The organism is Chryseobacterium sp., from assembly GCF_008831505.1.
Classification (GTDB): Bacteria; Bacteroidota; Bacteroidia; order Flavobacteriales; family Weeksellaceae; genus Marnyiella.
This window is the reverse complement of the sequence record NZ_CP044507.1, coordinates 129,326-154,255: the sequence shown is the minus strand read 5'-3', so window position 1 is coordinate 154,255 and position 24,930 is coordinate 129,326. Positions and strand designations below refer to the sequence as shown.

24 protein-coding genes and 1 riboswitch are annotated in these 24,930 nt (G+C 44.5%); of the genes, 7 read left to right on the top strand and 17 right to left on the bottom strand.

Translation table 11 applies throughout. The annotated features are described in order from the left end of the window. Positions 1 to 7 precede the first annotated feature (7 nt). Positions 8 to 1,000 (bottom strand): enolase C-terminal domain-like protein, encoded by a 993-nt coding sequence (locus F7R58_RS00740; protein WP_158063117.1) that lies wholly within the window; start codon positions 998 to 1,000, stop codon positions 8 to 10. 76 nt (positions 1,001 to 1,076) lie between these two features. Between F7R58_RS00740 and F7R58_RS00735 the strand changes: the two genes are divergently transcribed. Further along, positions 1,077 to 1,355, top strand: coding sequence for a c-type cytochrome (locus F7R58_RS00735; RefSeq protein ID WP_158063116.1), 279 nt, complete (start codon positions 1,077 to 1,079; stop codon positions 1,353 to 1,355). A 42-nt stretch (positions 1,356 to 1,397) separates the two neighbouring features. Here the strand turns inward: F7R58_RS00735 and scpA are convergent, their stop codons facing one another. The 7 genes from scpA to F7R58_RS00700 all read right to left on the bottom strand — a co-directional run bounded on the left by scpA (position 1,398) and on the right by F7R58_RS00700 (position 8,492). Continuing rightward, positions 1,398 to 3,515, bottom strand: coding sequence for a methylmalonyl-CoA mutase (gene scpA / locus F7R58_RS00730; protein WP_158063115.1), 2,118 nt, complete (start codon positions 3,513 to 3,515; stop codon positions 1,398 to 1,400). A 98-nt stretch (positions 3,516 to 3,613) separates the two neighbouring features. After that, positions 3,614 to 4,258 (bottom strand): thioredoxin family protein, encoded by a 645-nt coding sequence (locus F7R58_RS00725; protein ID WP_158063114.1) that lies wholly within the window; start codon positions 4,256 to 4,258, stop codon positions 3,614 to 3,616. Between the two features lie 16 nt (positions 4,259 to 4,274). Further along, positions 4,275 to 4,760 carry a TlpA family protein disulfide reductase gene (locus tag F7R58_RS00720; protein ID WP_158063113.1) on the bottom strand — a complete coding sequence of 162 codons (486 nt, stop codon included), beginning with the start codon at positions 4,758 to 4,760 and terminating at the stop codon, positions 4,275 to 4,277. 129 nt (positions 4,761 to 4,889) lie between these two features. Next, positions 4,890 to 5,156 (bottom strand): hypothetical protein, encoded by a 267-nt coding sequence (locus F7R58_RS00715; RefSeq protein WP_158063112.1) that lies wholly within the window; start codon positions 5,154 to 5,156, stop codon positions 4,890 to 4,892. Positions 5,157 to 5,204: 48 nt separating this feature from the next. Continuing rightward, positions 5,205 to 6,290, bottom strand: a complete 1,086-nt coding sequence (prfA, locus tag F7R58_RS00710) for a peptide chain release factor 1 (protein WP_158063111.1) — start codon at positions 6,288 to 6,290, stop codon at positions 5,205 to 5,207. A 195-nt stretch (positions 6,291 to 6,485) separates the two neighbouring features. After that, positions 6,486 to 6,773, bottom strand: a complete 288-nt coding sequence (locus tag F7R58_RS00705) for a hypothetical protein (RefSeq protein WP_158063110.1) — start codon at positions 6,771 to 6,773, stop codon at positions 6,486 to 6,488. Between the two features lie 111 nt (positions 6,774 to 6,884). Further along, positions 6,885 to 8,492, bottom strand: coding sequence for a fumarate hydratase (locus F7R58_RS00700; protein WP_158063109.1), 1,608 nt, complete (start codon positions 8,490 to 8,492; stop codon positions 6,885 to 6,887). A gap of 162 nt (positions 8,493 to 8,654) precedes the next feature. Here F7R58_RS00700 and fumC point away from each other — a divergent pair, with 162 nt between their 5' ends. Continuing rightward, entirely contained in the window at positions 8,655 to 10,037 is a 1,383-nt protein-coding gene (fumC, locus tag F7R58_RS00695; protein WP_158063108.1) for a class II fumarate hydratase, read from the top strand. A gap of 49 nt (positions 10,038 to 10,086) precedes the next feature. Here fumC and F7R58_RS00690 read toward each other — a convergent pair whose 3' ends face one another. From F7R58_RS00690 to F7R58_RS00655, 8 genes are all read right to left on the bottom strand, one after another. Continuing rightward, the gene (locus tag F7R58_RS00690) at positions 10,087 to 10,533 is read right to left on the bottom strand and encodes a heme-binding domain-containing protein (RefSeq protein WP_317132564.1); all 447 of its coding nucleotides are present in this window, start codon (positions 10,531 to 10,533) and stop codon (positions 10,087 to 10,089) included. 11 nt (positions 10,534 to 10,544) lie between these two features. Then, a complete protein-coding gene (locus F7R58_RS00685; protein WP_158063107.1) occupies positions 10,545 to 12,293 on the bottom strand; it encodes an Ig-like domain-containing domain in 1,749 nt (582 codons plus the stop codon). 27 nt (positions 12,294 to 12,320) lie between these two features. Beyond that, on the bottom strand, positions 12,321 to 13,586 hold the full coding sequence (locus tag F7R58_RS00680) for a serine hydrolase domain-containing protein (RefSeq protein ID WP_158063106.1): 1,266 nt from the start codon (positions 13,584 to 13,586) through the stop codon (positions 12,321 to 12,323). A 165-nt stretch (positions 13,587 to 13,751) separates the two neighbouring features. After that, positions 13,752 to 14,684 (bottom strand): NAD(P)-dependent oxidoreductase, encoded by a 933-nt coding sequence (locus tag F7R58_RS00675; protein ID WP_158063105.1) that lies wholly within the window; start codon positions 14,682 to 14,684, stop codon positions 13,752 to 13,754. 22 nt (positions 14,685 to 14,706) lie between these two features. Further along, on the bottom strand, positions 14,707 to 15,225 hold the full coding sequence (locus F7R58_RS00670; protein ID WP_158063104.1) for an acyl-CoA thioesterase: 519 nt from the start codon (positions 15,223 to 15,225) through the stop codon (positions 14,707 to 14,709). Then, complete coding sequence (locus F7R58_RS00665; protein WP_158063103.1) at positions 15,192 to 15,962, bottom strand: hypothetical protein; 771 nt, start codon at positions 15,960 to 15,962, stop codon at positions 15,192 to 15,194. Before F7R58_RS00665 ends, F7R58_RS00670 begins: the two co-directional genes overlap by 34 nt. A gap of 76 nt (positions 15,963 to 16,038) precedes the next feature. Continuing rightward, positions 16,039 to 18,147, bottom strand: a complete 2,109-nt coding sequence (locus F7R58_RS00660) for a TonB-dependent receptor (protein WP_158063102.1) — start codon at positions 18,145 to 18,147, stop codon at positions 16,039 to 16,041. A gap of 55 nt (positions 18,148 to 18,202) precedes the next feature. Beyond that, positions 18,203 to 18,293, bottom strand: a riboswitch (TPP riboswitch). A 23-nt stretch (positions 18,294 to 18,316) separates the two neighbouring features. Next, positions 18,317 to 19,045 carry a WG repeat-containing protein gene (locus F7R58_RS00655; RefSeq protein WP_158063101.1) on the bottom strand — a complete coding sequence of 243 codons (729 nt, stop codon included), beginning with the start codon at positions 19,043 to 19,045 and terminating at the stop codon, positions 18,317 to 18,319. 141 nt (positions 19,046 to 19,186) lie between these two features. Between F7R58_RS00655 and F7R58_RS00650 the strand changes: the two genes are divergently transcribed. The 5 genes from F7R58_RS00650 to F7R58_RS00630 are packed head-to-tail and all read left to right on the top strand — an operon-like array spanning position 19,187 to position 22,639. Continuing rightward, entirely contained in the window at positions 19,187 to 20,203 is a 1,017-nt protein-coding gene (locus F7R58_RS00650; protein WP_158063100.1) for an aminoglycoside phosphotransferase family protein, read from the top strand. Next, the gene (locus tag F7R58_RS00645; RefSeq protein WP_158063099.1) at positions 20,200 to 20,619 is read left to right on the top strand and encodes an RNase adapter RapZ; all 420 of its coding nucleotides are present in this window, start codon (positions 20,200 to 20,202) and stop codon (positions 20,617 to 20,619) included. Before F7R58_RS00650 ends, F7R58_RS00645 begins: the two co-directional genes overlap by 4 nt. Positions 20,620 to 20,628: 9 nt before the next feature. Beyond that, positions 20,629 to 21,342: an NDP-sugar synthase gene (locus tag F7R58_RS00640; protein WP_158063098.1), complete on the top strand. Its 714-nt coding sequence runs from the start codon at positions 20,629 to 20,631 to the stop codon at positions 21,340 to 21,342. A 46-nt stretch (positions 21,343 to 21,388) separates the two neighbouring features. Continuing rightward, positions 21,389 to 22,108, top strand: coding sequence for a TIGR00730 family Rossman fold protein (locus F7R58_RS00635; protein ID WP_229723879.1), 720 nt, complete (start codon positions 21,389 to 21,391; stop codon positions 22,106 to 22,108). 60 nt (positions 22,109 to 22,168) lie between these two features. Continuing rightward, the gene (locus tag F7R58_RS00630; RefSeq protein ID WP_158063096.1) at positions 22,169 to 22,639 is read left to right on the top strand and encodes a DUF6702 family protein; all 471 of its coding nucleotides are present in this window, start codon (positions 22,169 to 22,171) and stop codon (positions 22,637 to 22,639) included. Between the two features lie 213 nt (positions 22,640 to 22,852). Here F7R58_RS00630 and F7R58_RS00625 read toward each other — a convergent pair whose 3' ends face one another. Continuing rightward, on the bottom strand, positions 22,853 to 24,928 hold the full coding sequence (locus F7R58_RS00625) for a DUF5689 domain-containing protein (protein WP_158063095.1): 2,076 nt from the start codon (positions 24,926 to 24,928) through the stop codon (positions 22,853 to 22,855). Between the last annotated feature and the right edge of the window lie 2 nt (positions 24,929 to 24,930).

The window sequence follows — 24,930 nt, the reverse complement described above, 5'->3', positions numbered from 1 at the left end:
AGGTATGTCATTTTAAGCGGATGCCAAGTCCCGGAGCTTCGGAAAGAAGTAATTTCCCGTGAACTACCTTACTGCCCTCCGCAAAATCGTTGGCTATGAGGTTGGCTCCATCCAGGTCAGCATAATCACACAGGCCAGCCAGAGCGATACCGGCGGAAATACCTACTGTAGATTCCGTCATGCAACCTATCATCACTTTAAAGCCGGAACTTCGGGCAGCGGCTATCATTTCGAGTGCGGGGGTAATCCCGCCCAGCTTCATCACTTTAATGTTGACGCTGCGGTAATGCCCAGAAAGTGGTTTCAGGTCAGTAAGGCTTTGGCAATCTTCATCGCACATCCAGTGCGCATAATTATTTTTATTCAATATATGAAATCCTCCAACCGGCAGTGGCTGTTCCAGATAAGTGAAGTGTTCCGTCAGCTTTTGCGATTCCAGAAAATTACAGTCCTCTGCAGTAAAGCTGGCGTTGGAATCCAGGGCAACTTCCTTACCGCTTTCCTGCAGGCGAAAAATATTGGACCTGTCCAGTCCATTGCATTTTACCTTGAATCTTGTCCATTTACTCGCAGCCATCTTGTTAATTTGAGAATCAATATCGGCCACATTGATTGTGAATGATGACTCAGGAAGGGTGTGCTGCGGGAAATTCAGCAACTGACTCAAACTTTGCTTTTCCAGTTTACCGTAAAGGTCCCAATAAGCGCAATCCAGTGCCGAACGGAGGAAAGGATGAAGATTCAGCATCAGGAGAAACTTATAGAATTGCCCAGGATGAACAATATTTTGGCCGCTTAGTCTATGCCGTACGGTTTCTAACTTTTTTTTAAACTTTATAAGGTCAATTCCATAGTAGTTTACAGCCACACACTCGCCATAGCCGGATTCACCATGCGAGGACAGTGCAACGGTAAGCGAGTCGCGGTAATCATAGTTTCCGTAGGCTATTCTAAAGGTTTCGCGTAAATGCAAACGGTAATGGTTGAAAGTGAGAGTCATGAATGAAAAGTCAGGAATTATATAAATAAAGATAGGTGATAGCGAATAAATTTGTTACAATTAAATCATTTCCATTATGAAAAAGACAATTCTAACGGCTGCGGCAGTTTCGCTTTTCATGGTTTCGTGTGCACGCAGCAATGCTGTCACGGGGCCTAAATACACCTCCTCTGAGAAACTGTCTCAAGGGAAAACAGTATTTGAAAACTCCTGCAATAAATGCCACAATTTACCCGAACCCACTAAACATACCGACGCGGAGTGGATTGAGACACTAAGCAGAATGGCGCCGCGGGCAAAACTGACACCGGACCAGCACCAAATGGTTTATGATTATCTGATATCGCAAAACTAAAAATTCCTCCGGTTGTGGAGGAATTTAAGTTTTCTGAGTATTTTAGTTAAGATACTTTTCAAGAATCTCACAGGCAGATTTAGGCAAATTGGTACCCGGACCAAAAATATGGTCTGCTCCATTGTTATACAGAAATTCATAATCCTGCTGTGGGATTACACCACCCACCACAATCCTGATATCGTCGGCTCCTAATTTCCTGAGTTCTTCCACCACCTGAGGAACGAGCGTTTTGTGTCCTGCCGCCAAAGATGAAACACCCAGTATATGGATATCGTTTTCCACTGCCTGCATGGCTACCTCGGCCGGAGTCTGGAAGAGCGGTGCTACATCAACATCAAAACCCATATCGGCAAAGGCAGTAGCAACTACCTTTGCACCGCGGTCATGCCCATCCTGACCCATTTTCACCACCATTATACGTGGTCTGCGGCCCTGCTGATCTTCAAACTGCTGTGTCATTGCCAAAGCTTTCTCAAAATATTCATTTTTTGATGCGTTCATTGCGTATACTCCCTGTATGGTTCTTATGTTTGCCTTATAACGGCCGTAGGATTTCTCGAGCGCATTACTCATTTCGCCTAGAGTTACCCTCCTGCGTGCAGCTTCAATACAGATTTCCAAAAGGTTGCCGGTATTGGTTTCGGCAGCCTTACTTAATTTTTCAAGAATTTCGTGAACACCTGCACCATCGCGTCCAGCCCTAATCTTATCCAGTCTTTCAATCTGCTTACGTCTCACCTCGGAATTGTCGATATCCAGAATCTCCAGTTCCATCTGTTTCTGTGAGGATTTAAATGAATTGACACCAATTATAAATTCTTCACCGCTGTCAATCTTCGCCTGTTTGCGCGCTGCAGCTTCCTCAATCCTCATTTTCGGGATTCCCGCTTCAATGGCTTTGGTCATTCCGCCTTCTTTCTCTACCTCATCGATATATTTCATCGCTTCGTCAATCATCTGCTGAGTAAGTGCCTCAACCAAATGGCTCCCACCCATGGGATCTACAACGTCCGTTATACCGGTTTCCTGCTGAAGGATAATCTGGGTATTACGTGCGATTTTGGCCGAATAGTCGGTGGGTAAAGCTATAGCTTCATCCAGGGCATTGGTATGAAGGGACTGGGTTCCGCCCAGTGCAGCTGACAGTGCCTCGATTGCAGTTCGTGTAATATTATTGAAGGGCTCCTGCTCGGTAAGACTCCAGCCTGAAGTCTGCGAGTGAGTACGAAGCGCGAGAGATTTTTGGTTTTGAGGCGAAAACTGCGTAAGAAGGTTGGCCCAAATATAACGGGCAGCTCTCATTTTCGCAATTTCCATGAAGTGATTCATCCCAACGGCCCAGAAAAACGAGAGTCGAGGCGCAAAATCATCAACCTTCATTCCGGCCTGAATTCCGGTACGCACGTATTCCAGACCGTCGGCCAGCGTATAGGCCATCTCCAGAACAGGTGTGGCCCCGGCTTCCTGCATGTGGTAGCCGGATATGGAAATGGAATTGAATTTAGGGATATTGCTCGCGGCATATTCGAAAATATCCGCAATTATTTTCATTGAAGGCGTTGGTGGATAGATATAGGTGTTCCGAACCATAAATTCCTTTAGGATGTCATTCTGTATGGTTCCTGAAAGTTGGTTTTGGGAAACACCCTGTTCCTCGGCCGCCACAATATAGAAAGCCAGAATGGGCAGTACAGCACCGTTCATGGTCATGGAAACTGAAATCTGGTCCAGCGGTATCTGATCGAAAAGGATTTTCATATCCTCCACTGAGTCAATTGCTACACCTGCTTTTCCCACATCTCCCACCACACGCGGATGGTCCGAATCGTAACCCCGGTGCGTGGCAAGGTCGAAGGCCACCGAAAGCCCCTTCTGACCGGCCGCAAGATTTCTCCGGTAGAAGGCATTGGACTCCTCGGCCGTAGAAAATCCCGCATACTGACGTATGGTCCAGGGTTTCTGCACATACATCGTGGAGTAAGGACCGCGCAAATAGGGTGCAATCCCGGCAGAATATTGTTTTTCAGTAATTTTTTCTGAGTCCTCAGCGGTATAGGCCGATTTCATTTCCAGTCCGTCCTTTTCAAAGAAATAAGGAAGTTTAACATCAAAATCGGACGAAAAATCGGGGGTTTTGTTCTGAATTTCTTTGCGCATTGTGCTTGCTTTAACAGCCGATAAAGTTACTGATTTTATCACTTTGAAGACAGCCCTTTCACAAGAAATCTGGGCTGGAAAAACTGTTTGTCCCCTGCTTACTTTTTCTTCACCTTTATCGTACAGCCAATCGCAACAGTTTTCTCCGTTTTGATTTTCTCTCCTTTCAGCAAGCTGTTCACCGCATCCTGAACATAGAATTCGGAAACATCTGATGCATCTTCGTAGTTGTTGTCTATTGCGCCAATATATTTGACAATGTTTCGCCCCTTTTCTTTATTCAGCAAAAATACATGCGGTGTTTTGGTGGCACCGTACTGAGGATAAATTTTCTGTCCCTCATCTACCAGGTAGGGAAATGTGAACCCTTTTTCTTTGGCGCGCTGTTTCATCTCTTCAAAACCATCTTCCGGTTGCACAGCAGGATCGTTAGGGTTAACGGCAATCACGGGATAGCCTTTGGATTTATACATCTTGTCCAGTGCCACAATGCGCTCCTCATATTTTTTGGCGTACGGACAGTGATTACAGGTGAATATGACGATAAAGCCTTTGGCAGACTTATAATCACTGAGGGAAACCATTTTTCCGTCAATGTTCTTTAGCTTAAAATCAGTGGCTTCATCGCCTATTGAATAACCGGATATTACAGGTTTTGTGGTAAAGGCAGCTACTGACTGCGCCTGAGTAAAGCCAACTGTAAAAAGGAAAATTCCCAGGAGAAAAATTTTAAGCAATTTCATACTGTTGCTATTTATGTTAATCTAAGTGCTTGCTGATTATTTCTTCGAGTTCCGGTTTAGACATCTCCCCGTTATGGAAGTGTACTGTAACTCCTCGCCTGTAAAAGACAGTTACAGGAATTTCGCCTCCCCACTCCGGATCAATGCGGGGAATCCACGTGTTCATTCTTTTATTATCGTCCAGTAAGATAACTTCGGCTGTAATATCCTTATCCGTCATAAACTTTTTCACCCTTTCCAGATCTTTCGCTCTGTCCAGGGAAACCAAAAGCATTTTGAATTCCGGATTTGTTTCATACCTGCGGTTTATTTCCATAAAATGGGGTAATTCCTTTACACAGGGCGCACATGTGGTAGCCCAGAAATTTACAATCAGCAGCCTGGCGGGTGCCTCAGCGATCTTTTTCTCCAGCTCTTCAAACTTCAGCAGCGGTACAGACTCCTGTTGTGCCTGAAGCGTTGTCTGGAAAACGATATAAAAAAGCAGCATTAACTTTTTCATATTTAAAATTAGGCATTAAATTTAAATACTGGTGGTAAAAGTGATGGATTAGCGATAAAAACCCGTCAGTTATCCACAAAAAAAGCCTTCCCGGCTGGGAAGACTTTAATTCTTATTGATGCAATGTGATTATTTAGTGATATCACCATCACCGTCAGTCGCTTCCTGAGCGCCTTCTTTCACGTCCTGTGCACCTTCTTCAATAGCGTCGCCTGTAGCATTCAACGCACCTCCTACTGCTGTAGAGTCAGACATTACCGGCATAGAATCAGCATCTACGATAACAACCGCGTCTGCAGAATCTGCATTAACATCCGTAGCAGTTGTTTCAGTTTTCTTACATGAAATTAGGGTCACTGCGGCAAATGCAGCCGCCATAAAGATTGATTTTTTCATATTTAAATATTTTTAATGTGCGCTAATATAGGACATCTTTATTAAATGTTAGTAATTTTCCTCCTCGCCTTTCATTTTTTCTGCATTCTCGGCCATAATCACTGCATCTATCATTTCCTGAATATCCCCGTTCATATACGCATCCAGATTGTAGATGGATTTATTGATACGGTGATCCGTTACTCTTCCCTGGGAATAGTTGTAGGTTTTAATCTTAGCCGATCTGTCACCCGTGGAAACCATTGTCTTACGCTGTGCAGCAATATCGCCGGTTACCTTCTGCAATTCAATATCGTAAAGTTTGGTACGAAGCATTTCCATTGCCAGTTCACGGTTGGCCAGCTGAGAACGCGCCTGCTGGCAAACTACCACCATGCCGGTGGGCTTATGGGTAAGCTGCACCTTGGTCTCCACCTTGTTTACATTCTGCCCACCGGCGCCACCAGAACGCGAGGTCTGCATCTCAATATCTGCCGGATTAAGTTCAAAATCCACCTCTTCAGCTTCAGGTAAGACGGCCACAGTTATTGCGGAGGTATGCACCCTTCCCTGCGATTCCGTTTCCGGAACACGCTGCACGCGGTGGACACCCGATTCAAACTTCATAATTCCGTAAACACCGTCACCTTCTACCTTAAGTATAAGTTCCTTGTATCCTTTAGTTGCTTCACTGGCATCTGTTATCTCGTGCTTCCAGCCTTTGGCTTTAAAAAACATCGAGTAGGCGCGGTACACATCTTCCACAAATATTGCAGCTTCATCGCCGCCGGTTCCTGCGCGGAGTTCAATGATAACATTCTTGTCATCGGCAGGATCCTTAGGAATAAGAAGGACTTTCAGCTCTTCTTCCAGACCGGGAAGCTTCTCAATGGCTTCATTTTTCTCCATTTTTGCCATTTCCACAAATTCCCTGTCCGAACCTTCAGCAATGATCTCGTCCGATTCCTCTATGGTCGCGAGTGCCTGCTTGTATTTATCAAAAACAGTTACAATCTTGCCCAGGTCGCTGTACTCTTTATTCAGTGATGAATATTTTTTCTGATCTGAAATTACATCAGGCTGGATAATAAGGTCGGCAACTTCATTATAGCGCTGTTTGATGGCTTCCAGTTTAGGTATTAGGGATTTTGACATTTTGGAGAATTTGTGAGTGCAAAGATAAGTAAAATGGGAGAGAATGTTTGGCAATGCGCACACAGAGGCTTCAGTGCGTACCAACAGTTCCTTAACTAAAAAAAATCAGCCCCTGAAAAAAGAGGCTGAACATATATATGATTTTGCTTTGTAACCGCCATTTCCCGGGTCTGTGGGGAAAAGCGATGACATCAACTAGTGATGACCGTGACTGTCGTGACTGTGAATGAACGGACCATTGCCTTTGGGATTACTGTATATAACCTCAGCGCCCTGCTCGACCACTGTTTTCCTGCGAACATCTTCCGGATCAAACGGTGCCGTCTTACCAAAGTATTCCTTCAGTCCTGAAGTAAGCCACATTGGGATTACTACGCCGAAAAACATGATTATGCACCAGAATCCTACCAGCAACATAAATACAAAGAATACGAACCAAAAAAACTGGTAGCCTGGCCAGAATGAAGATAATAGTAATAACATCGATTTCAGATTTTGAGCAAAATTAAATTAATTTAGTTGATAATAAAAGTTTTCCCCTGATTTTTTGGACAGCAAACTTTGATTTAGCAAAGGTTACGACCCAATAACGTGCTATTTGCCTATAGATTCAAAGAAATCATTTCCTTTGTCATCAGAAATAATGAAGGCCGGAAAATTCTCTATTTCAATCTTACGTACGGCTTCCATTCCTAACTCTTCAAAATCCACTACTTCTACAGATTTAATATTCTCCTTAGCCAGGATAGCCGCCGGCCCCCCAATGGACCCCAGATAAAATCCACCATATTTCGCACAGGCATTGGTCACCTCTTTAGAACGGTTTCCTTTGGCCAGCATAATCATGGAGCCCCCCAAACTCTGGAATTCATCCACATAAACATCCATTCTTCCTGCGGTGGTAGGTCCAAAACTTCCTGAAGCCATGCCGTCCGGAGTTTTTGCCGGTCCTGCATAATACACAGGATGGTTCTTAAAATACTCGGGCATCGGCTGTCCGCTGTCAATCAGTTCTTTAATTTTAGCATGAGCAATATCCCGGGCCACGATCAGCGTTCCGTTCAGACTTAAACGCGTCTTGATTGGATACTGCGACAGTTCCGCCAGGATCTCGGGCATCGGTCTGTTCAGGTTAATCTGAACCGGTGCTTCCAGGTGTGGCGCCGTTTCCGGCAGAAACCTTTTTGGGTCGGTCTCCAGTTGCTCCAGGAATATACCCTCGCGGTTGATGAATCCTTTTATGTTACGGTCTGCAGAACAGGAAACACCCATTCCTACCGGACAGGAAGCAGCATGCCTCGGCAAACGGATCACCCGTACATCATGCGTAAGGTATTTGCCGCCAAATTGTGCTCCGATGGAACTTTCCTGACAGATCTCCTGCACGCGGCGTTCCCATTCCAGGTCGCGGAAGGCCTGTCCTCCCATATTTCCTTCGGTAGGCAAATGGTCATAGTAACCGGCACTGGCCTTTTTCACTGCGGCAAGGTTCGCTTCAGCTGAAGTTCCGCCGATAACCAATGCCAGGTGATACGGTGGGCAGGCTGCAGTACCCAGATCCATAATCCGCTCACGGACAAATGCTTCCAGAGCTTTATCATTAAGCAATGACTTGGTTTTTTGGTAAAGAAAAGTCTTGTTTGCGGAACCACCTCCCTTGGCCAGGAAAAGAAATTTGTATTCTTCACCTTTGGTTGCATAAATGTCTATCTGGGCGGGAAGGTTTGTTCCGGAGTTTTTCTCTTCAAACATCGTTAAAGGTACCACCTGTGAAAAGCGAAGGTTTCTGCTCTGGTAAGTATTGTAGATGCCGCGCGAAATCCATTCGGCGTCATCGGCACCCGTATATACATTCTCGCCTTTTTTAGCCACACAGATGGCAGTTCCGGTGTCCTGACAGGAAGGAAGTGCACCTTCAGCGGCTACAGCTGCGTTCTGAAGGAGGTTATAGGCCACAAAACGGTCATTATCGGTAGCCTCGGGATCATCAATGATATTGCGCAGTTTCTGCAGGTGAGAAGACCTCAGCATAAAGGAAACATCGGCCAGTGCATTCTCGGCTAGGAGTTCCAGTGCCTTGGGATCTACCGAAAGGATTTCACGTCCTCCAAGATAATCAATCTTTAAATATTCAGAACTGAGTTTTCTGTATTTGGTATCGTCCTTTAGTATAGGATAAGGTTCCTGATATTGAAATTCCATAGATTAATTTTGGTGGTGCAAAATTAGTACAAATAAGGATGATGGAAAACTGATATTACGCAGGCTTAATGGATTTACGGATGCCGGAAAAGGTTGTAGAAGACTCAACGTTAGGGTGCCTCAATTTTAAATTGATTAACTTTAATCTCAAAATTAACGAACATGAATTACAGAACGGAAAAAGATACGATGGGTGAAGTTCAGGTACCGGCAGATAAATTCTGGGGCGCCCAGACCGAACGGTCAAGAAATAATTTTAAGATCGGTCCGGAAGGTTCAATGCCCCATGAAATCATTGAGGCATTTGCCTATCTCAAGAAGGCCGCCGCTTACGCAAATTGTGACCTGGGTGTACTTCCGGAAGACAAACGGGATCATATTAGCCGGGCCTGCGATGAGATACTGGACGGTAATCTGGATGACCAGTTTCCGCTGGTAATCTGGCAAACGGGTTCCGGAACCCAGAGCAATATGAACCTGAATGAAGTGATATCCAACAGGGCTCATGTTAATAATGGAGGAAAATTAGGCGAGAAATCAGTCATTCATCCCAACGATGATGTCAACAAATCCCAAAGTTCCAACGACACATTTCCGACGGCAATGCACATCGCGGCCTATAAAAAAGTAGTGGAGCACACGTTGCCGGCAGTTGAAATACTTCGCGATACACTGCTTACCAAAAGCAATGAATTTAAAGATATTGTTAAAATCGGCAGGACGCACCTAATGGATGCAACGCCTCTTACCTTAGGACAGGAATTCTCGGGTTATGCTGCGCAGCTGGATTATGCGATGAAGGCCATAACACATACACTGGATCACCTTCAGGAACTGGCGCTGGGCGGAACAGCTGTAGGAACGGGATTAAATACACCGGAAGGTTATGATGTCCTGGTAGCAAAATACATTTCCGAATTTACCGGTTTGCCTTTTGTAACCGCACCCAATAAATTTGAAGCCTTAGCAGCACATGATGCGATCGTGGAAAGCCACGGCGCACTTAAACAACTTGCGGTGGCACTTTATAAGATCGCACAGGATATCCGGATGTTGGCCTCAGGTCCGCGCAGCGGCATCGGCGAAATTTTCATTCCGGAAAATGAACCCGGCTCGTCTATTATGCCGGGCAAAGTGAATCCAACGCAGAATGAGGCACTCACCATGGTGTGCGCCCAGGTGCTTGGCAATGATACTTCAATTACCTTCGCCGGTACCCAGGGCAATTATGAACTTAACGTTTTTAAACCACTGATGGCCTACAACTTCCTGCAGTCTGCACAACTTTTGGGTGATGCCTGCATTTCCTTCAATGACCACTGTGCTGTGGGAATTGAACCTAACCTTCCGCGCATCAGGGAACTGGTTGATAAAAGTTTAATGCTTGTCACTGCACTGAACACGCACATTGGCTATGAAAATGCGGCCACAATTGCAAAGACCGCCCATAAAAACGGCACCACCCTGAAAGAGGAAGCTGTAAACCTGGGCTTGCTGACCGCAGAACAGTTTGACGAATGGGTAAAACCAGAAAATATGGTTTAAAGGTAATCAGTAAACAAAGCAATAAAACGCTTTCCATTACGGAAGGCGTTTATTTTTCTTTGGAATCGGCTAAAGATTTAAAATAGTCTGCCAGCATCTTACGGTCGGCAGGGGTAAGCGCAGCCTCTTCATGATACGAAATATACACGGGCAGCGGCATTTTGCGGTCTTCCAACACGTGCACTGTTTTTTCAAGAATTCCCTGTTTCTGCTCCTTATTATAGGCTGCCCATTGCGAAAAATTCACATGCTTTCTTCCTTTGTTTACATGATGTTTCACCGACCATGAGAATGGTGCAATATACGCATACTGCGGATAAACGGTTTCGTTTGAATGGCAGTCATAACAGGATCTTTTTAGGACGGCAGTTACCTCAGCCGGGGCTCCCGTCAGCTTCACAAAATCTGCCGCCGGATCTACCGGAACATTGGTTCTGTCTACAGGAATCAGCTGAATTAGCAAAAGAACAGCTACAACACAGAAGATAATTTTCAAGGTTTTTTTCATCATCTCCGCTCCAAAGTTCTTTCAGGTCTTGTACCGGGCACAGTACCGCGAATCTGTGGGTTCCGGACGGGCGCCGAAGTATTTGGGGTAGTTGCCTGCGGAGCAGTTGATTCAGGTTTTACAGGATCGAGTCTGCGGGTATCTTTTAAATCCCAGTCTTCCACCAACTCCCAAAGCGGGCGGATATTTACTTTTTTATAGAAAATATAAGCATCCTCGGCAAACTGCTGATTAAGGAAGTCGGCTTCATCCCAATGTCCGTTACCATTGTTGTCCACCAAAATGCGCACAAAGTATTCACCCGGTTTCACCATATTAAATTTAACTTCTGCTGCATCAGTAAACGTTGTGTACTGCACTTTTTCCGATGAGTCCAACAGCTGCAGCCAGAAGCGTGCCTCGGGTTTATTGCTCAGGCGCGCAGTAAAACTGCCGAAATTCTGGACTTTATCAGCCTCAAAATCGAAGCGGTAAGGCTTGGCAGTAGATTCATAAAAGGAGGAAACCGTCTTACTTGGAATCGTAAGCTGGTATTTATTACCTTCCACAAACGCGGCATTAACCAGAATTTGGTAAGGATTAGTCTCAGAAATCCTGGCAGTAAACGGAACAGCCGTAAGACTGTCTATGGTGAGCGTCCATTTTTCCGGCTGAATCCTGTCAATAATATAGTTGCTGGTCACTTTAAAATCAGTTTGGGGCGGAAGCAGGGCTCCACCATCATTCGAAATCACCATCTCAGCATCAGGATTTCTCTTGTAGAAAAGGGAAACGGTATCCTGTTTGCCTTCTGCAGCATAGCTGAACCTCAGATTCTCGCTTACATCAGTTCCAATACTTTGTTTCAAAGCATCAAACCAAATCTTAACTGTATCCGATTTGCTTCGGTGTGTGACCTTATATTCTTTCAGTTTTTCGGATACCGCCTTCACTTCTACATTTTGTGGATTACCCTCAAATAGCATCTGTACCCCACCCGGCATGTCCTTCATTTCCTGATAACGGAATGCTTTTTTTGACGGGAACAGACTGATGGGCAATCCCGACACAGAATTTTCAACTACTACAGGCTCTTTACGGAAACCCACTTTTTCTTTACCGGGATCGTAAACAGAATTGGAATTCGCGTCTTCAAAAGCGATGATGCGGTAAGTCCCGGGTGAAAGATAATTCAGTTCATAGTAACCGTCGTCGTCCACTCTTGTAATATAATAGGCCTTCTGACGGTAATCCATCGAGTCTTTGTCCTGATAAAGACCAACAACTCTGCTCACCTTAGCCGGAACAGCCTTAATCTGCAGCGCTTCTGTAACCTGACCACTGATGTAAAGATCGTCTATTTTTTCACCGGTTGAGAATGCATAGTTATAGTAAGGGAGCATATTCCCTTCGTTGTGGTCCTGAATCGAGCTGCCGAAATTAAAGCTGTAAGTGGTATTAGCCTGGAGTGTATCTTCCCACTGGATCACAATTTCTTTGGTAGCCAGGCTGGAGGGAAGGATACGTTTTATTTTTCTGATCGGAGGTGAAATAATCAGGTTCTTATTTGCGTCCTTCAGGGTGATGTATTCATCAAAGGAAATTCGCAGTTCTTTCAGGTTGACAGGCACATTTACTCTGGGCGTGTCTATATTTGAGCCAATTACCCTGGGTGCGATGGTATCGCGTTGTCCTCCTACAGGAGAACCTACTCTGGCGCAGGAAAACAGAAGTAATGCGGTGATTATAAGGTAAAATGGCTTCAGCATTAATTGATTTTGTGCAAATTTAAAGATTTATCCGCCATTTACATCTGCAGAATCCTCCTCACTGCCGGAAGATGCACGGGCGCCTTGTTTCATTGTATTTTTAAGGCGGTCTATTTCAATGGGATACTGCCCGAAAAGACCTGCCAGCGACAGTGCGGTGTAAGGCTGACGGGAGAATTTATTTCCTATTGCCACGATGGTTACATTGGAATTCAGCAGATGAGCAAATACGGAATTAGTGCCATGCCACCATCCAGTATGGAAGGTAAGCTTGTTACCGTTATCATAAACCTTCATGCGGAAACCAATGCCATAATTATTAATTCCTGGCCGCTCGTTACTGTAGGGCTCAAAGACCATATTTTTCAGATCGCCGCGAAGGAAATTGTCAGCATACATTGCACGCGAGAAATTGAGTAAATCGCGCGGAGTAGTATATACGTTTTTGTCACCATAGATAAGATCCAGCCGGTCATAAGGATAAACTTTCGGACCGCGGTTAAAGAAAGACTTGGTAGCCGTAAGTGTGTCCTTTTCCTGGAAGATAAATGAGTTTTCCATTTTCAAAGGTTTGAAAACCATCTGTTCCATGGCTGATGGGAATGGAGTGGCGGTAACTTTCTCAATCAGGAGCGCCAGCATGGCGTAGTTGGTATTACAGTACATGAATCCTGTATTGGGACTGCGCGCAGCTTCCGGCTTGTGGCGGAGCATCAGGTTCAGAATGTCCCGGTTTGTGAGAAATTTCTTGCTGAGTTCTGCCGGCGCAGGCTCAATTTTTTCAATAAAATACTCATATTTAGGCAAGCCGCTGCGCTGAGTAAGCAATGACTTTACCGTGACCCCCGGATAAGGAAAACCGGGAAAATATTCCGCAACTTCAGCATCAAGGTCAAGCTTTCCGGCTTCCACCAACTTCATCACTGCCATAGCGGTAATTGTTTTACTGATGGACGCAACGTGCAAAGGCGTGGATTGGGTAATGGGTTCCTGTTTGTTGTCCTGTGCAAAGCCACGGTATCCTTCATAGAGAATATCGTCGCCTATGGCGATCAGAAATCCGCCCCAAAGGTCACCACCTTCCCAAACTGTCCGGTAATAATGCTGAATTACCGCATTGATGGAATCACTGTCTGTATGCTTATTTTCTTTACCCCTAAATACCTCATCCAGCTTTACATTTCCAAAATTAGGAAGCTGTGTCGTGGCCTCTTTATCAAGTATCTGAAGTTCTTTTTTACATGAACCCAACAACATCACACACAGCAACCCCAGCCAAAAACTCTTTCTCATTATTAACTTTACAAAATGAGCGGCAATTTAATAAAAAGGGAAAGCCTGTATGGTGATACGGCAGGACATTATGAATACTTTAACAATGGAAGCCTTACAAGATTAGAGGTCTACTGTTATATAATTCATCAAAAAATGGTCTATAAACAGTTGAAAGTGCCGGCATCAGGAACCAAACTTAGCCAGGATCTTATCTACAATCACCTGCGCCAGTTTTTCTTTGCTCTGGTGGGTCCAGCCTGCGATATGGGGAGTCACAATAACCTTATTGGACTGAAGAAGGTATTCCAAATCTTCATTTTCAGAACCCAGATTCTCAAAAGAAGGTTTTTCAAACTCGAGGACATCCAGCGCAGCTCCTCTGACTTTACCGTTCTTCAATCCATGAACTAAAGCCTTCGTTTTAACATTCTTTCCCCGCGAGGCATTGATGAGGTAGAATTCTTTAGCCATTCCATTAACGAAATCTTCATCCACCAGGTAATGCGTTTGGTCGGTGAGCGGAATATGCAGACTTACGATATCCGCGGTCCTCATTAATTCCTTCAGACTTACCTGCGTGGCAAACTCATCAGCAAGGTCGGGCAGTATATCATGAAACACGGTCTTGAGAGAAAATCCGGCGAGTCTTTTGGCAACTGCTTTACCCATATGGCCATAGCCAATAATACCGAAAGTTTTTCCGGCAAGCTCATCGCCCCGGTTTTCTTCCCTTTTCCAAAATCCCTGCTTCACTTCTTCTGCGGAAATAAAAAGTCGGTTAGTCAGTACCAGCAGCATACCCAGCACATGCTCGGCCACGGCATCGCGGTTGCCTTCGGGCGAGCTGATGACTGCAACGCCAAACTCTGCGGCAGCTTCCAGGTCAATATTTTCCAGTCCGGCACCTACACGCGCTATAAATTTAAGATTTCTGGCTTGCCGGATGAAGTTCCGGTCCATAGGGACGCGGCTTCGGATAATAATCCCATCGTAGGGCGCAATAATTTGCAGAAGCCGGCTGTAGCTGCTGGTAAAATCCGCATCAACATTAAAGCCTTTTGCCGAGAGCTGCTCTTCTATCAGCGGGTGATTTTTATCAAGCTGGAGTATCTTCATTATTCAGTTTACGGAAAGTCCGTTAACCCTGACCGAAAAGCTTTTTGAGCTCTACAGAGTCAGCGGGCTTCATACGTCCGGACAGGATCAGGGAAAGTTCCTTTCTGCGTAAGGCTGCCTCATAGCGCGAAATTTCCTGCTCCGTTTCAGGCTCCATATTAGGAATCGGAATTGGACGGTTAAATTCATCCACCGCAACAAAGGTGTAAATCCCCTCATTGGTATGAATCTTTTTCTGATTAATGGGGTCGTCCAGCCAAACATCAACGTAAATCTCCATGGAGGTTGAGAAAGCCCGTGAGACTTTGGATTCCAGCACAACGATGCCACCCTCCGGAATCGGATGGTTGAAGGATACATGGTTTACCGAGGCGGTAACCACGCGTCTTTCGCAGTGTCGTGCGGCAGAGATAGACGCACATCGGTCCATCTTCGCCAGCAGTTCGCCACCGAAAAGATTGCGTAGCGAATTGGTTTCGTTCGGAAGAACGATATTGGTCATTACCGTTAGTGATTCACTTGCTTTTTTGGTTTGCGCCATTTTTTAGTAGGATTTTTCTGTGATTTCCATTTTTTTGGAGCAACCGGAACCGCTGCTGTTGTTATATTGGAATCGGCCTGCACCGAATCCAGTTTCATCAGATTGACTGTATCTCTTTTTGCGGGCACGGCTTTCACTGTGTCCTTCATTTTCTCCAGGGATTCTGGTGTAAAGGACTTTCTGCCAAATAACAACTCAGGCTGGGTAACCCCAAAATAGGCTAAGGCTCCTATGGGCAGCGCTAGCAACAGAAGCCAAACTGCCGCCTTGCCTATGGAATAAGGTTTATTTTCGCCCGGGATTTTTGAATTTCCGCGGCGCCTGCCTAATTCCGCAAGATTGATTTCCTCCAGTCCGTAAAAGTCGGAATGATCTCCCGCAATCCTGTTACCCTCAAAATGGACAGAATCTGCAGAGATTTTAAATACACCCAGACCTTCAAGGCTGAAGTTTTCGCCTTCATTAATCTTGTTTTTCCAAAAGGTGACCTGGAGTTTTATTTCTTCCGCAGCTTTTTCGGCGCTCAGACCCTGTTTTTCGGCCACGAATTTTTCGAAATCAGAACCCAAAACGCCGTAATCCGGGTGGTAGACTATCTTTTGTGCCGGTGGCAGCAGGGTTTTATCATCCGGATTCAGGACGGCAGCTGCATTTTGCAGCAGGAAATCGCCAAAGCCGGTAACCGTAGCTTTATGCCTGTCCTTCAGATATTCGAGAATAAGTGCAGAGATATTCATGAGTCCGCAAATTTAGGATTTTTTCGGCGAAAAAAATTTTCGCCGAATCAAAATCCGCAAGTTAGACTGAAACCTATTATTTCTTCAGTAAAACAGAAACTCCGAACATAAAATTAATGCCTGCCTGGGAGAAGTAATAGGGTGAGCCATCATAAACATAACCGTTATTCACATATTTACGGTCCAAAATATTATTGACCAGGAGCTTGAAGTCCAAATCTGTTTTTTTCAGGCTCAGAATATATCTCGCATTAAAATCGGTAAGCAGGTAATCATCCAACTGCAGTTGGGCATCATTGGTGTTGTCCAGAAACTGTTTGCCTACATACTGATTCTGCAAGCCCAGGGTGAAATTTTTAAGAGGAGTATAATTCACCATAAGATTCCCTATCATATCTGGGGAAAAGGAAATGGGTGTATCGCCCAGGTTTTGAATTCCGCTGGCATCCTGCCGGATAAAATTGCGGTTGCGGTTTCGGCTGACGTTCAGATTACCGGAGACGTTCCACTTTTCGGAGAATTTTGCCGCGGCTCCCAGTTCGATACCGGTCCTGTAACTTTCTCCGCTGTTTTCGCGTATAAACTCACCAATATCGTTAATCTTTCCGCTCAGAACCAGCTGGTTACGGTAGTTCATGAAATACAAGTTGGCTGTAAGCATTACATTACCCAGTGTTTTTTCCAATCCGGCTTCGAAATCATGCAGTTTTTCCGGCTGGGTCTGCGTGTTGGCAAAAAGATCATCGCGGCTGGGCTCGCGCTGCGCATGAGCATATGATAAGAAGATTTTCCCGGAATTGATCAGGTAATTCAAACCAAACTTTGGATTAAAGAAAAGCCATTCTTTACTTAGATTCATGCCTTCACCGTCGCCTTCCATAATTACTTCGGTATTGTACGAAATATTACGCAGCTGCAAATCACCAAAGATTTCTAGCTTATTCAGGCGGTAAATTGCTTTCGCAAAACCTGCAAGCTCATCTTTAACACCGTTGTTGCGGTAGTATTCGTGCCCCGAAATATTTGGTACATACACATCAGACACCTCACCGAAATGTTTACCGAAATAATGGTTTGCTACAAGGCCGATATTCAGATCCAGATTATCAAACTTGCCATAGAGTGTGCTTACTCCGCCGTAAAAATCATTGTCCAGCCATTTCTTGCGGATGAAATCTGAATATTCCGAAGCACCCTGGTCGGGAAGGTTGTATTTTGAATAATCCGCTCCCTGCTTATAGTTTTCGTAGAAGCCCCTGCCTTTTGTATAGTGCAAAGTGGTTTCCAGTTTCCACTGTGGGTTAAAACGCTGGTTCCAGAGCAGCTGGTAGTGGTTTTGGCGATAATTATCGGTTTCATTATCGTAAAAACCTACGATATTTTCCCAATTGGAATCATAAATAGCCCCGGAGAAGTTGGTCCGTGGTTTTGTAAGCCAGGTTTCGCGGTCAATGCCGTTCCAGGCCTGATAGGTTTTTTCCCTGCCGCCGAACGCAAGGAATCTCACAGCCGTATTCCCTTCCTCAAAAAGGGCACTCAGGTTATAGGACTTAAGATCAGAAGCTGCCCTGTCTATATAACCATCTGACTGTATGCCGGTATACCGACCCATCAAACTTAAGCGGTTTTTCCAGAATTTTCCTGATCCAACCTCAGCCGAGTATTTATAGGTGTTAAACGAACCGAATGAATTGTCGGAACGGACGTAAAATGTTTCGGCGGGATCTTTGGAAATTACATTTACGGTAGCTCCAAATGCGGAAACACCGTTGGATGAGGTACCCACACCCCGCTGGATGATGATTTGCGACGCCGAACTGGTAAGGTCGGGCACATTGACAAAGAAAGTCCCCTGCGATTCCGAATCATTGTAAGGTACGCCATTCATCATCACATTAATGCCACTTCCTCCCACACCACGAATCCTGAAACCGGTATAACCAATTCCGTTTCCCGCATCGGAGGTGGCCACTACTGAAGTTTGGTTTTTGAGGAGTACAGGCAAATCCTGACCCAGGTTTTTGTGGTCCAGGTCCTTTGCCACGTTTACGATTTCACGTGCAACGGGCAGACGTTTTGTAAAGGTTACACTTTCAATTTCCTGAATTTTTGCCGTGTCAGCCGGCATAGATTGCGCAAAATAGACAGGACCAGCGCAAAGTCCTAAAATAGCAAATCCTTTCATTCTTTTAATTTTTAAGATTAATTGAATAAAAGGGGACGTAAAAAATTATACAATAAAAGATCCGCAGACCGCTCCCTAAACAGCATTACCTGTTCCAGGTTCATTGGGTATAATCTCAGCTTTTTACAGCACCCCTTAAATTTTATGGCGCGAAAATACAAAAAATTTATCAGTAGCCTTTGTTTTGGGCATCAATATAAAAATAGTTCACACCGTCCTTGGTCACCTCAAAGAGTTTTGCCAGTTTCCAGCTGTAATTTCTTTTGATATCGGAATATTCGAACGGGATCACGACGTTGTTATTAATATCGATAATACCGAACCGGTCATTCTGCGAAGCCACAATCATGGGCCGGTCCAGGTCATCGCCTTCCAGAATATGGAGGTACTGATACTGCGGATAAATTACATAGCTGCGATAATCGTCTTCACTTTTAAAATAGGGCTGCTCTATAATGCCATAGAAACCGCTGCGAACGTAGGCATGAAACCGCTGCTTCATAAACACAAAAGGACATTGGGCCAGGTCCGCATCTTTATACTGATAAACCCTTTTGCCGGTCCTGTCTATGCGGAAATCCACTCCCTGATGGCGCACGGAAGCATAACTTGCACTGCCGAATTTCCTGGCTTTCACGTTGGGAGAGTTCAATAGGTTACAGTCCTCTGTAAAAAAGCCAACATTGCTGTATTCCGGCTTGATGATGACCTTACCCTGCTGATTGGCAAAGCCGAATAAACCGTTTCGTTTGGTGGGAATAAGCGCGGGAATGTCCGGGTTTATTACGGCTGAAGCCGGTTTTGCTGCCTGAGCCTTTACCGCTGCCGATGTTTTTTTAGACTGTGCTGAACCTAATACCATCATCACCGAAAATAACACCGTAAACCACTTTCTCATTATATCCCTTTTAACAGATTCTCCTCTAATCAACCTTTCAACCATCATATTACTACTGCTTTTTTTGCTGATGAAATGCATGCTGCGGCAAATATAACAAATCACATTCAATGTGTTATATTTGCGGGATAGTCTTGTCATTTGGAAAAAGCTCAACAGTTTCTTGAAAATTATACCGGCACTGCATGTTCCGTTTTTTACGCACTTCCCGAAAGCGGCTCCCCGCGGCGAAACTATGTCGCCATCTCCGGAGAACGCAGCTTTATTGTTACAAGTAACAGGAATATCCGGGAAAATGAGTCTTTCTTTTATCTGACACAGGCTTTTCAGGAACTGCAACTCAATACCCCAAAAATTTTCAGGATTTCGGCGGACAGAACATTATATATCCAGGAATACCTGGGCAGCAGGACACTCTCCGAAATCATCGCTGACGAGGGTATTACGGAAAGGGTTGCTTTACTCGTAAAGAAAACGCTGGTAAACCTTTATCAACTGCAGCAGCAAACTGCCGGTAAAATCGATTTCAGCAACGCTTTTGAGTATGATTCCTACAATGAACTCCCTGTGCAGAATGATCTTTTTTATTTCAAGAGCTTCATTGCAGACGTACTGGAACTTCCTTATCACAAAGCCCGTCTGCTTCAGGAATTCCGGACACTGACTACCAGACTTTCCCATTTGGGGCCCCGCTGCGTTATGCTTCGGGATTTTCAGTCGCGGAATATTATGGTGAATGAGGAAGATGAGGTATTTTTCATCGATTATCAGTCGGCGATGGAAGGGCCGGCCATGTACGATGTGATCTCATTTCTCTTCCAGGCCAGGGCTAACTTCCCGGCGGACTTCCGTGCGGAGATGCTGGATTACTTCGTTGACATGCATACGGATCCTTCAGTGCGCCTGGAACTGAAGCAATCTGTCGGTCCGCTGCAACTCATCCGCTTTATGCAGGTTTTAGGTGCTTATGGCTTCCGTGGTCTTATTCAGAGAAAACAGCACTTCATCAGCAGCCTGGATGCAGGAATAGAAAACCTTTTTCAATTGGGTAAAAACTGGCCTGACATGGATCATTATCCCGAGCTGAAGAAGTTGACAGAAACACTATATAGCAGCGAAACAAGGAATAGAATTAATCACATATTAAGAAAAGAATGAGTTTAACAGTAGATATACACAGTTTTTCGTACAAAAAGGGCGGAATACCGAAAGACCATACCGGCAACGGTGGAGGTTTTGCCTTTGACTGCCGGGGCATACTGAATCCGGGTCGGATTGAAGAATACAAAGTCCAGACAGGCCGCGACCTTTCGGTGCAGGAATATCTGGAAACCAAAACAGAAATGCCCAAATTCCTTCTCCTGGTGCAGAATATGATCTCTATAAGTATTGAAAATTACCTTGAAAGGGGGTTCGAGCATCTTCAGGTCAATTTCGGCTGCACCGGCGGACAGCACCGTTCGGTTTACTGTGCTGAAAAAACAGCGGCATTTATTCGGGAAAAATACCCGCAGGCTAAGGTCATTGTGCATCATGATGAGCAGCCACAACTTAACAGTGAAACTGCAGTTTAAGTACGGCTTATGAAAGCACTGATTTTTGCCGCCGGAAAAGGCACTCGTCTGAAACCCTTCACAGACCATCACCCTAAGGCGCTCGCACCTGTAAACGGCGTGCCCTTACTGGAAAGGAATATAAAATACCTGCAATCCCATGGAATTAATGATTTTGTAATCAACATACACCACTTTGGGGATCAGATCATACAGTTCCTGATCATGAATGACAATTTTGGCGCGAAGATTGAAATCTCTGATGAGCGGGCAGAGCTACTGGAAACCGGCGGCGGACTGGTCTTTGCCAAGCCATTCCTTGAATCTGAGGCTGATTTCCTCATTATGAATGCAGATATTTTAACCGATCTGAATATTTCTGACCTGGTGAAAAGTCATCAGGACAACGAGAATTTTGTCACCCTCGCGGTTTCGGACCGAAAGAGCTCCAGAAAGCTGCTTTTTAACGAGGAAAGACTGCTGCGCGGATGGGTTAATTTGGAAACAGGTGCAGAACGGCTCGCAGAGCCAAACTTAGATTTTAAGCCACTTGCATTTAGCGGCATACACTGCATTAACAGTACCATTTTCAGTAAAATCCGTCGTACGGGAAGCTTTTCTATAATGGAAGAGTATTTGGATCTGATGCGAACGGAAGAGATTTATGGCTTTGAGAATACTGCAAATTTAGTGGATGTAGGAAAACCGGAAGCTGTAGCCATTGCCGAAAAGTATTTTAAATAAGAAATTTATGAGTAAAATAAAGAGAGGAAAAGGCCTGACCAAAGTGATGACCGGGCCGGAGGAAGAACTGGACCAGCGTGTACAGAGCCACTTTCGTGAAAAGACTTGGGATGAGTCCATTGGCAAAGACAGCTGGATGGTCTTCAAGATCATGGCGGAACTTGTGGATGGCTATGATAAGTTGGCAAAGATAGGTCCCTGCGTCTCCATTTTCGGCTCGGCCAGGCTGCGGGAAGGAGACAAATATTATGAGCTGGCCGTTGAGATTGCTGAAAAAATTACAGATATCGGTTTTGGGATCATTACCGGCGGAGGGCCAGGAATTATGGAGGCCGGCAACAAAGGTGCGAGACAGCGTGAGGGAAAATCAATCGGTCTTAATATTGACTTACCATTTGAGCAGCATTTTAATCCATATATAGATAAAAACTATTCAATGGATTTCAACTACTTCTTTGTGAGGAAGGTAATGTTTGTTAAATATTCACAGGGTTTCATTGTAATGCCCGGTGGATTCGGAACTTTAGATGAACTTTCTGAAGCACTTACGCTCATACAAACCGCTAAGATTGCGCGGTTTCCCGTGATACTGGTAGGTTCGGATTTCTGGAGTGGCCTGTTGGACTGGTTCAGGCAAACACTACTAAAGGACGGAATGATCTCTGAAGAGGACCTGAACCTGTATCGCATTGTTGATACAGCGGATGAGGCCGTGGCTCATATCAAGGCGTTCTACGACAAATACACCATTGGGGTAAACTTCTAGTTGGCATATAATTTGTCAAAATTTGTAGAATTGCTTTAATGCAATAAAAATGATAAAAAGATGAAAAAATATTTACATATAATTTCCATTTTCGCCATTATGGTGATGCTGAGTTTTGCTTCGCAGGACTTTTATTCATCAATGACCAAGGTGGATTTTGTAGAAGGCAGCAAAACACTTAAATTCACCACAAAACTGAATACGAGCCATATTTCGGACGCCATAAAAATCAATCCGAATACTGCTCAGTTTGAGGCTGAGGTAAAGAAATATGTGAACAATAATTTCGACGTGTACGTGAACGGCACCCCAAAGACCCTGACATTTACTGGAAGTCAGGTAAAAGGTGAGACAGTTTGGGTATACTTTGAATCGGGAGGAGTAGGCGAGGTAAACAGTATGAAGATCAAAAACACTATTCTCCTGGGTACTTTTCCAAGGCAGTTTAATTTGGTGAACATTGCTTACAAAGGAAATCAGAAAACAATGAACTTCCAGAGAGGAAAAGAGGTGAATGAAGTGTCGTTTTAGTTAAATAGCACTATTAAAAAATTTACTCCCTGACCAAGTCAGGGTTTTTTGTTTCAGTTAGATTCCTAAAATTGGAATTGCCCGAAATTTTAAGAGCAGGAAACTGTAAATCAAGCTGCGATTATAGCTCAGTGGTTAGAATAGGATTAATTGTTATCAACCAAAAAAGCAACCTCAAATGAGATTGCTTTAATTATTACAAGACTAAGAACGTTACTGTTTTGCCTTAATCTTTACGTTATCGAGTTCCCAGGTATTTGCACCGGAAGTAGTTGAAACGTATTTAAATGCGATTCTGATATTCTTGCCGGAGTACGCATTCAGGCTGATATTACCAGAATTTACAAAGCCCCAGGCGTTATTGTTCGTATCAAAAGTTGCAGATAGTTCGGTCCAAACTGTTGTCGTAGGATCGCCGGAATAATTTTCCGTTACGTATAATTTCAAAGGGGATCCATTATAGCGGACATCTGAATCGAAAGTAAGATTTATAGTACTGAATCCTGCTAAGGAAATCTCCTTAGACACCAACCAGTCTTCATTAGCATTGTTCGTACCATTAGCAAAGCCATTCATAATTGCATAATAGTTACTCTGCCCCTGATTTGAGGTTCCCCAAACCTGTACTCCAGAAACATTAACTGCTGTAAAGTTTCCGCTATTAAAGGATGATTCAAACTCTTCGTTCAGAAGGATTGATGGTGGTACAGCGCTGTCACATCTTGGATTATCAAAATCAGCATGAATTTGTTTTGGAATCCAAAGTTGGTACGTACCATTAAAAACGCTGAGAATTGCATATACATCACCTTGTCCAGGATCTACAATTTTATCAGCAAAACTCGCAAAATTACTTGTTCTAAGTAGAATCTGATTTCCAGCACAGTCTAATAACGTCCTGTTAGTTGCTCCACCCGCTGCATAAACCTCTCCCAGATCGCTCTCTGAAAATCTGACATTTTTAATCTTAATCCATCTTCCCACATCGGCCATTGTAAGCTGGGTAATCGTTCTTTCGGTTGGAACCGGTGCAGACAAAGGTTTCTTACTATCAAAGAATGTTTTGTATACATCATCTTCTTTTACTCTGTAATTAATAGCGGAGCTGGAGTCGTTTGAACCAAGTTGCAGCTCACCACTCACGTTTCTAATGTACAGTCCATTAAGTTTGATGTATATTTCTTTCCCAACTTTAAATCTGGCATCCTGGTACAGGTTGTTTTTGTTGATATTCACACGTATACCACCTGTCGCATCTTCAATATAAATATATTTGAAAAGGTTACCTGTTTCGTCATTAGCGGTTACCTTACCTTTAAGAACGTAGTTACCGGTAATTTCAGTTAGTGAACCACTGAACATCTGCTTCACTTCCTGAACAGTCTTTGGTGTAAGGCCCGTAAGGTCCAGGGCACACGGATCCGCCGCGATACCATCCAGCCTTGGGAAGTTATTCATATCCAGGTCGGAGATCTTATTGATGTACATCTGGTAAGTAGAGTTGAACTTACTCATGATTCCCACGAAAGTTCCGTTCCCGCTTGGCAGGGTCTGGTTGGCAAAAGAAGCAAAACCACTGTTTCTCACGACTCTCGTAGCAGTAGTCGTTCCATCGTTAATACGGCGGTCTACACTAGCACCGTCCGGTGCAAAAACTGAGCACAGAACAGTACGGTCAAATTCAGCATTGTTAATCTGTATCAAAGCACCCAGCAGGTCGTCATTCGCTGAAGTCATCTGGGCAAGGGTAAGCACCTTAGGTACAATCTTCGCACGTTCTGTACAGGATCTGAAAATGTGTGCAGGAACTGCGGTTTCAGGAATTCTGGAAACTGCATCAGGTCCCGTAGCAGCAGCATTCTTTACGCCAAGCTGTATAAGTCCGCCATACGTTCCAAGCGCCAAACCGTTCAGCTTAATGTATACTTTGGATCCCTGCGGGAACTTCGTATATGTGCTTACAGCATCTACACTGATGGTGAAACCATGGGTAGGATTCTCCGGATTATCCTGGATGTAGATGGTTTTGTAAATATTTCCGGACTCGTCTGTAGATGAAACATATCCTTCCATAATCATTTCCGGGGCTGAAGCATCCGGAAACACATAAGCTACGTTAGGCTGTTTCAGCGCTTTCACCTGGCCTATGGTCATATTGGCCGTAAGGTCTTTACATTCGTAGCCGGCCAGATTAGGATCATCATAAATATCATCATGTACACAACCCGTAATAAGCAGGGCCGCCATCATGAAGTACAGAGATCTTAGAAATGAACTGTATTTTTTCATTA

Bases quoted from the DNA above. Each gene is read 5' to 3' on its own strand.
- fumC (WP_158063108.1), top strand. From the start codon at position 8,655: ATGAATTACAGAACGGAAAAAGATACGATGGGTGAAGTTCAGGTACCG.
- F7R58_RS00665 (WP_158063103.1), bottom strand. From the start codon at position 15,962: ATGAATATCTCTGCACTTATTCTCGAATATCTGAAGGACAGGCATAAA.
- prfA (WP_158063111.1), bottom strand. From the start codon at position 6,290: ATGTCAAAATCCCTAATACCTAAACTGGAAGCCATCAAACAGCGCTAT.
- F7R58_RS00680 (WP_158063106.1), bottom strand. From the start codon at position 13,586: ATGAGAAAGAGTTTTTGGCTGGGGTTGCTGTGTGTGATGTTGTTGGGT.
- F7R58_RS00670 (WP_158063104.1), bottom strand. From the start codon at position 15,225: ATGGCGCAAACCAAAAAAGCAAGTGAATCACTAACGGTAATGACCAAT.
- F7R58_RS00630 (WP_158063096.1), top strand. From the start codon at position 22,169: ATGAAAAAATATTTACATATAATTTCCATTTTCGCCATTATGGTGATG.
- F7R58_RS00640 (WP_158063098.1), top strand. From the start codon at position 20,629: ATGAAAGCACTGATTTTTGCCGCCGGAAAAGGCACTCGTCTGAAACCC.
- F7R58_RS00705 (WP_158063110.1), bottom strand. From the start codon at position 6,773: ATGTTATTACTATTATCTTCATTCTGGCCAGGCTACCAGTTTTTTTGG.
- F7R58_RS00725 (WP_158063114.1), bottom strand. From the start codon at position 4,258: ATGAAATTGCTTAAAATTTTTCTCCTGGGAATTTTCCTTTTTACAGTT.
- F7R58_RS00720 (WP_158063113.1), bottom strand. From the start codon at position 4,760: ATGAAAAAGTTAATGCTGCTTTTTTATATCGTTTTCCAGACAACGCTT.
- F7R58_RS00655 (WP_158063101.1), bottom strand. From the start codon at position 19,045: ATGAGAAAGTGGTTTACGGTGTTATTTTCGGTGATGATGGTATTAGGT.
- F7R58_RS00740 (WP_158063117.1), bottom strand. From the start codon at position 1,000: ATGACTCTCACTTTCAACCATTACCGTTTGCATTTACGCGAAACCTTT.
- F7R58_RS00715 (WP_158063112.1), bottom strand. From the start codon at position 5,156: ATGAAAAAATCAATCTTTATGGCGGCTGCATTTGCCGCAGTGACCCTA.
- F7R58_RS00675 (WP_158063105.1), bottom strand. From the start codon at position 14,684: ATGAAGATACTCCAGCTTGATAAAAATCACCCGCTGATAGAAGAGCAG.
- F7R58_RS00685 (WP_158063107.1), bottom strand. From the start codon at position 12,293: ATGCTGAAGCCATTTTACCTTATAATCACCGCATTACTTCTGTTTTCC.
- F7R58_RS00635 (WP_229723879.1), top strand. From the start codon at position 21,389: ATGACCGGGCCGGAGGAAGAACTGGACCAGCGTGTACAGAGCCACTTT.
- scpA (WP_158063115.1), bottom strand. From the start codon at position 3,515: ATGCGCAAAGAAATTCAGAACAAAACCCCCGATTTTTCGTCCGATTTT.
- F7R58_RS00660 (WP_158063102.1), bottom strand. From the start codon at position 18,147: ATGAAAGGATTTGCTATTTTAGGACTTTGCGCTGGTCCTGTCTATTTT.
- F7R58_RS00625 (WP_158063095.1), bottom strand. From the start codon at position 24,928: ATGAAAAAATACAGTTCATTTCTAAGATCTCTGTACTTCATGATGGCG.
- F7R58_RS00735 (WP_158063116.1), top strand. From the start codon at position 1,077: ATGAAAAAGACAATTCTAACGGCTGCGGCAGTTTCGCTTTTCATGGTT.
- F7R58_RS00645 (WP_158063099.1), top strand. From the start codon at position 20,200: ATGAGTTTAACAGTAGATATACACAGTTTTTCGTACAAAAAGGGCGGA.
- F7R58_RS00700 (WP_158063109.1), bottom strand. From the start codon at position 8,492: ATGGAATTTCAATATCAGGAACCTTATCCTATACTAAAGGACGATACC.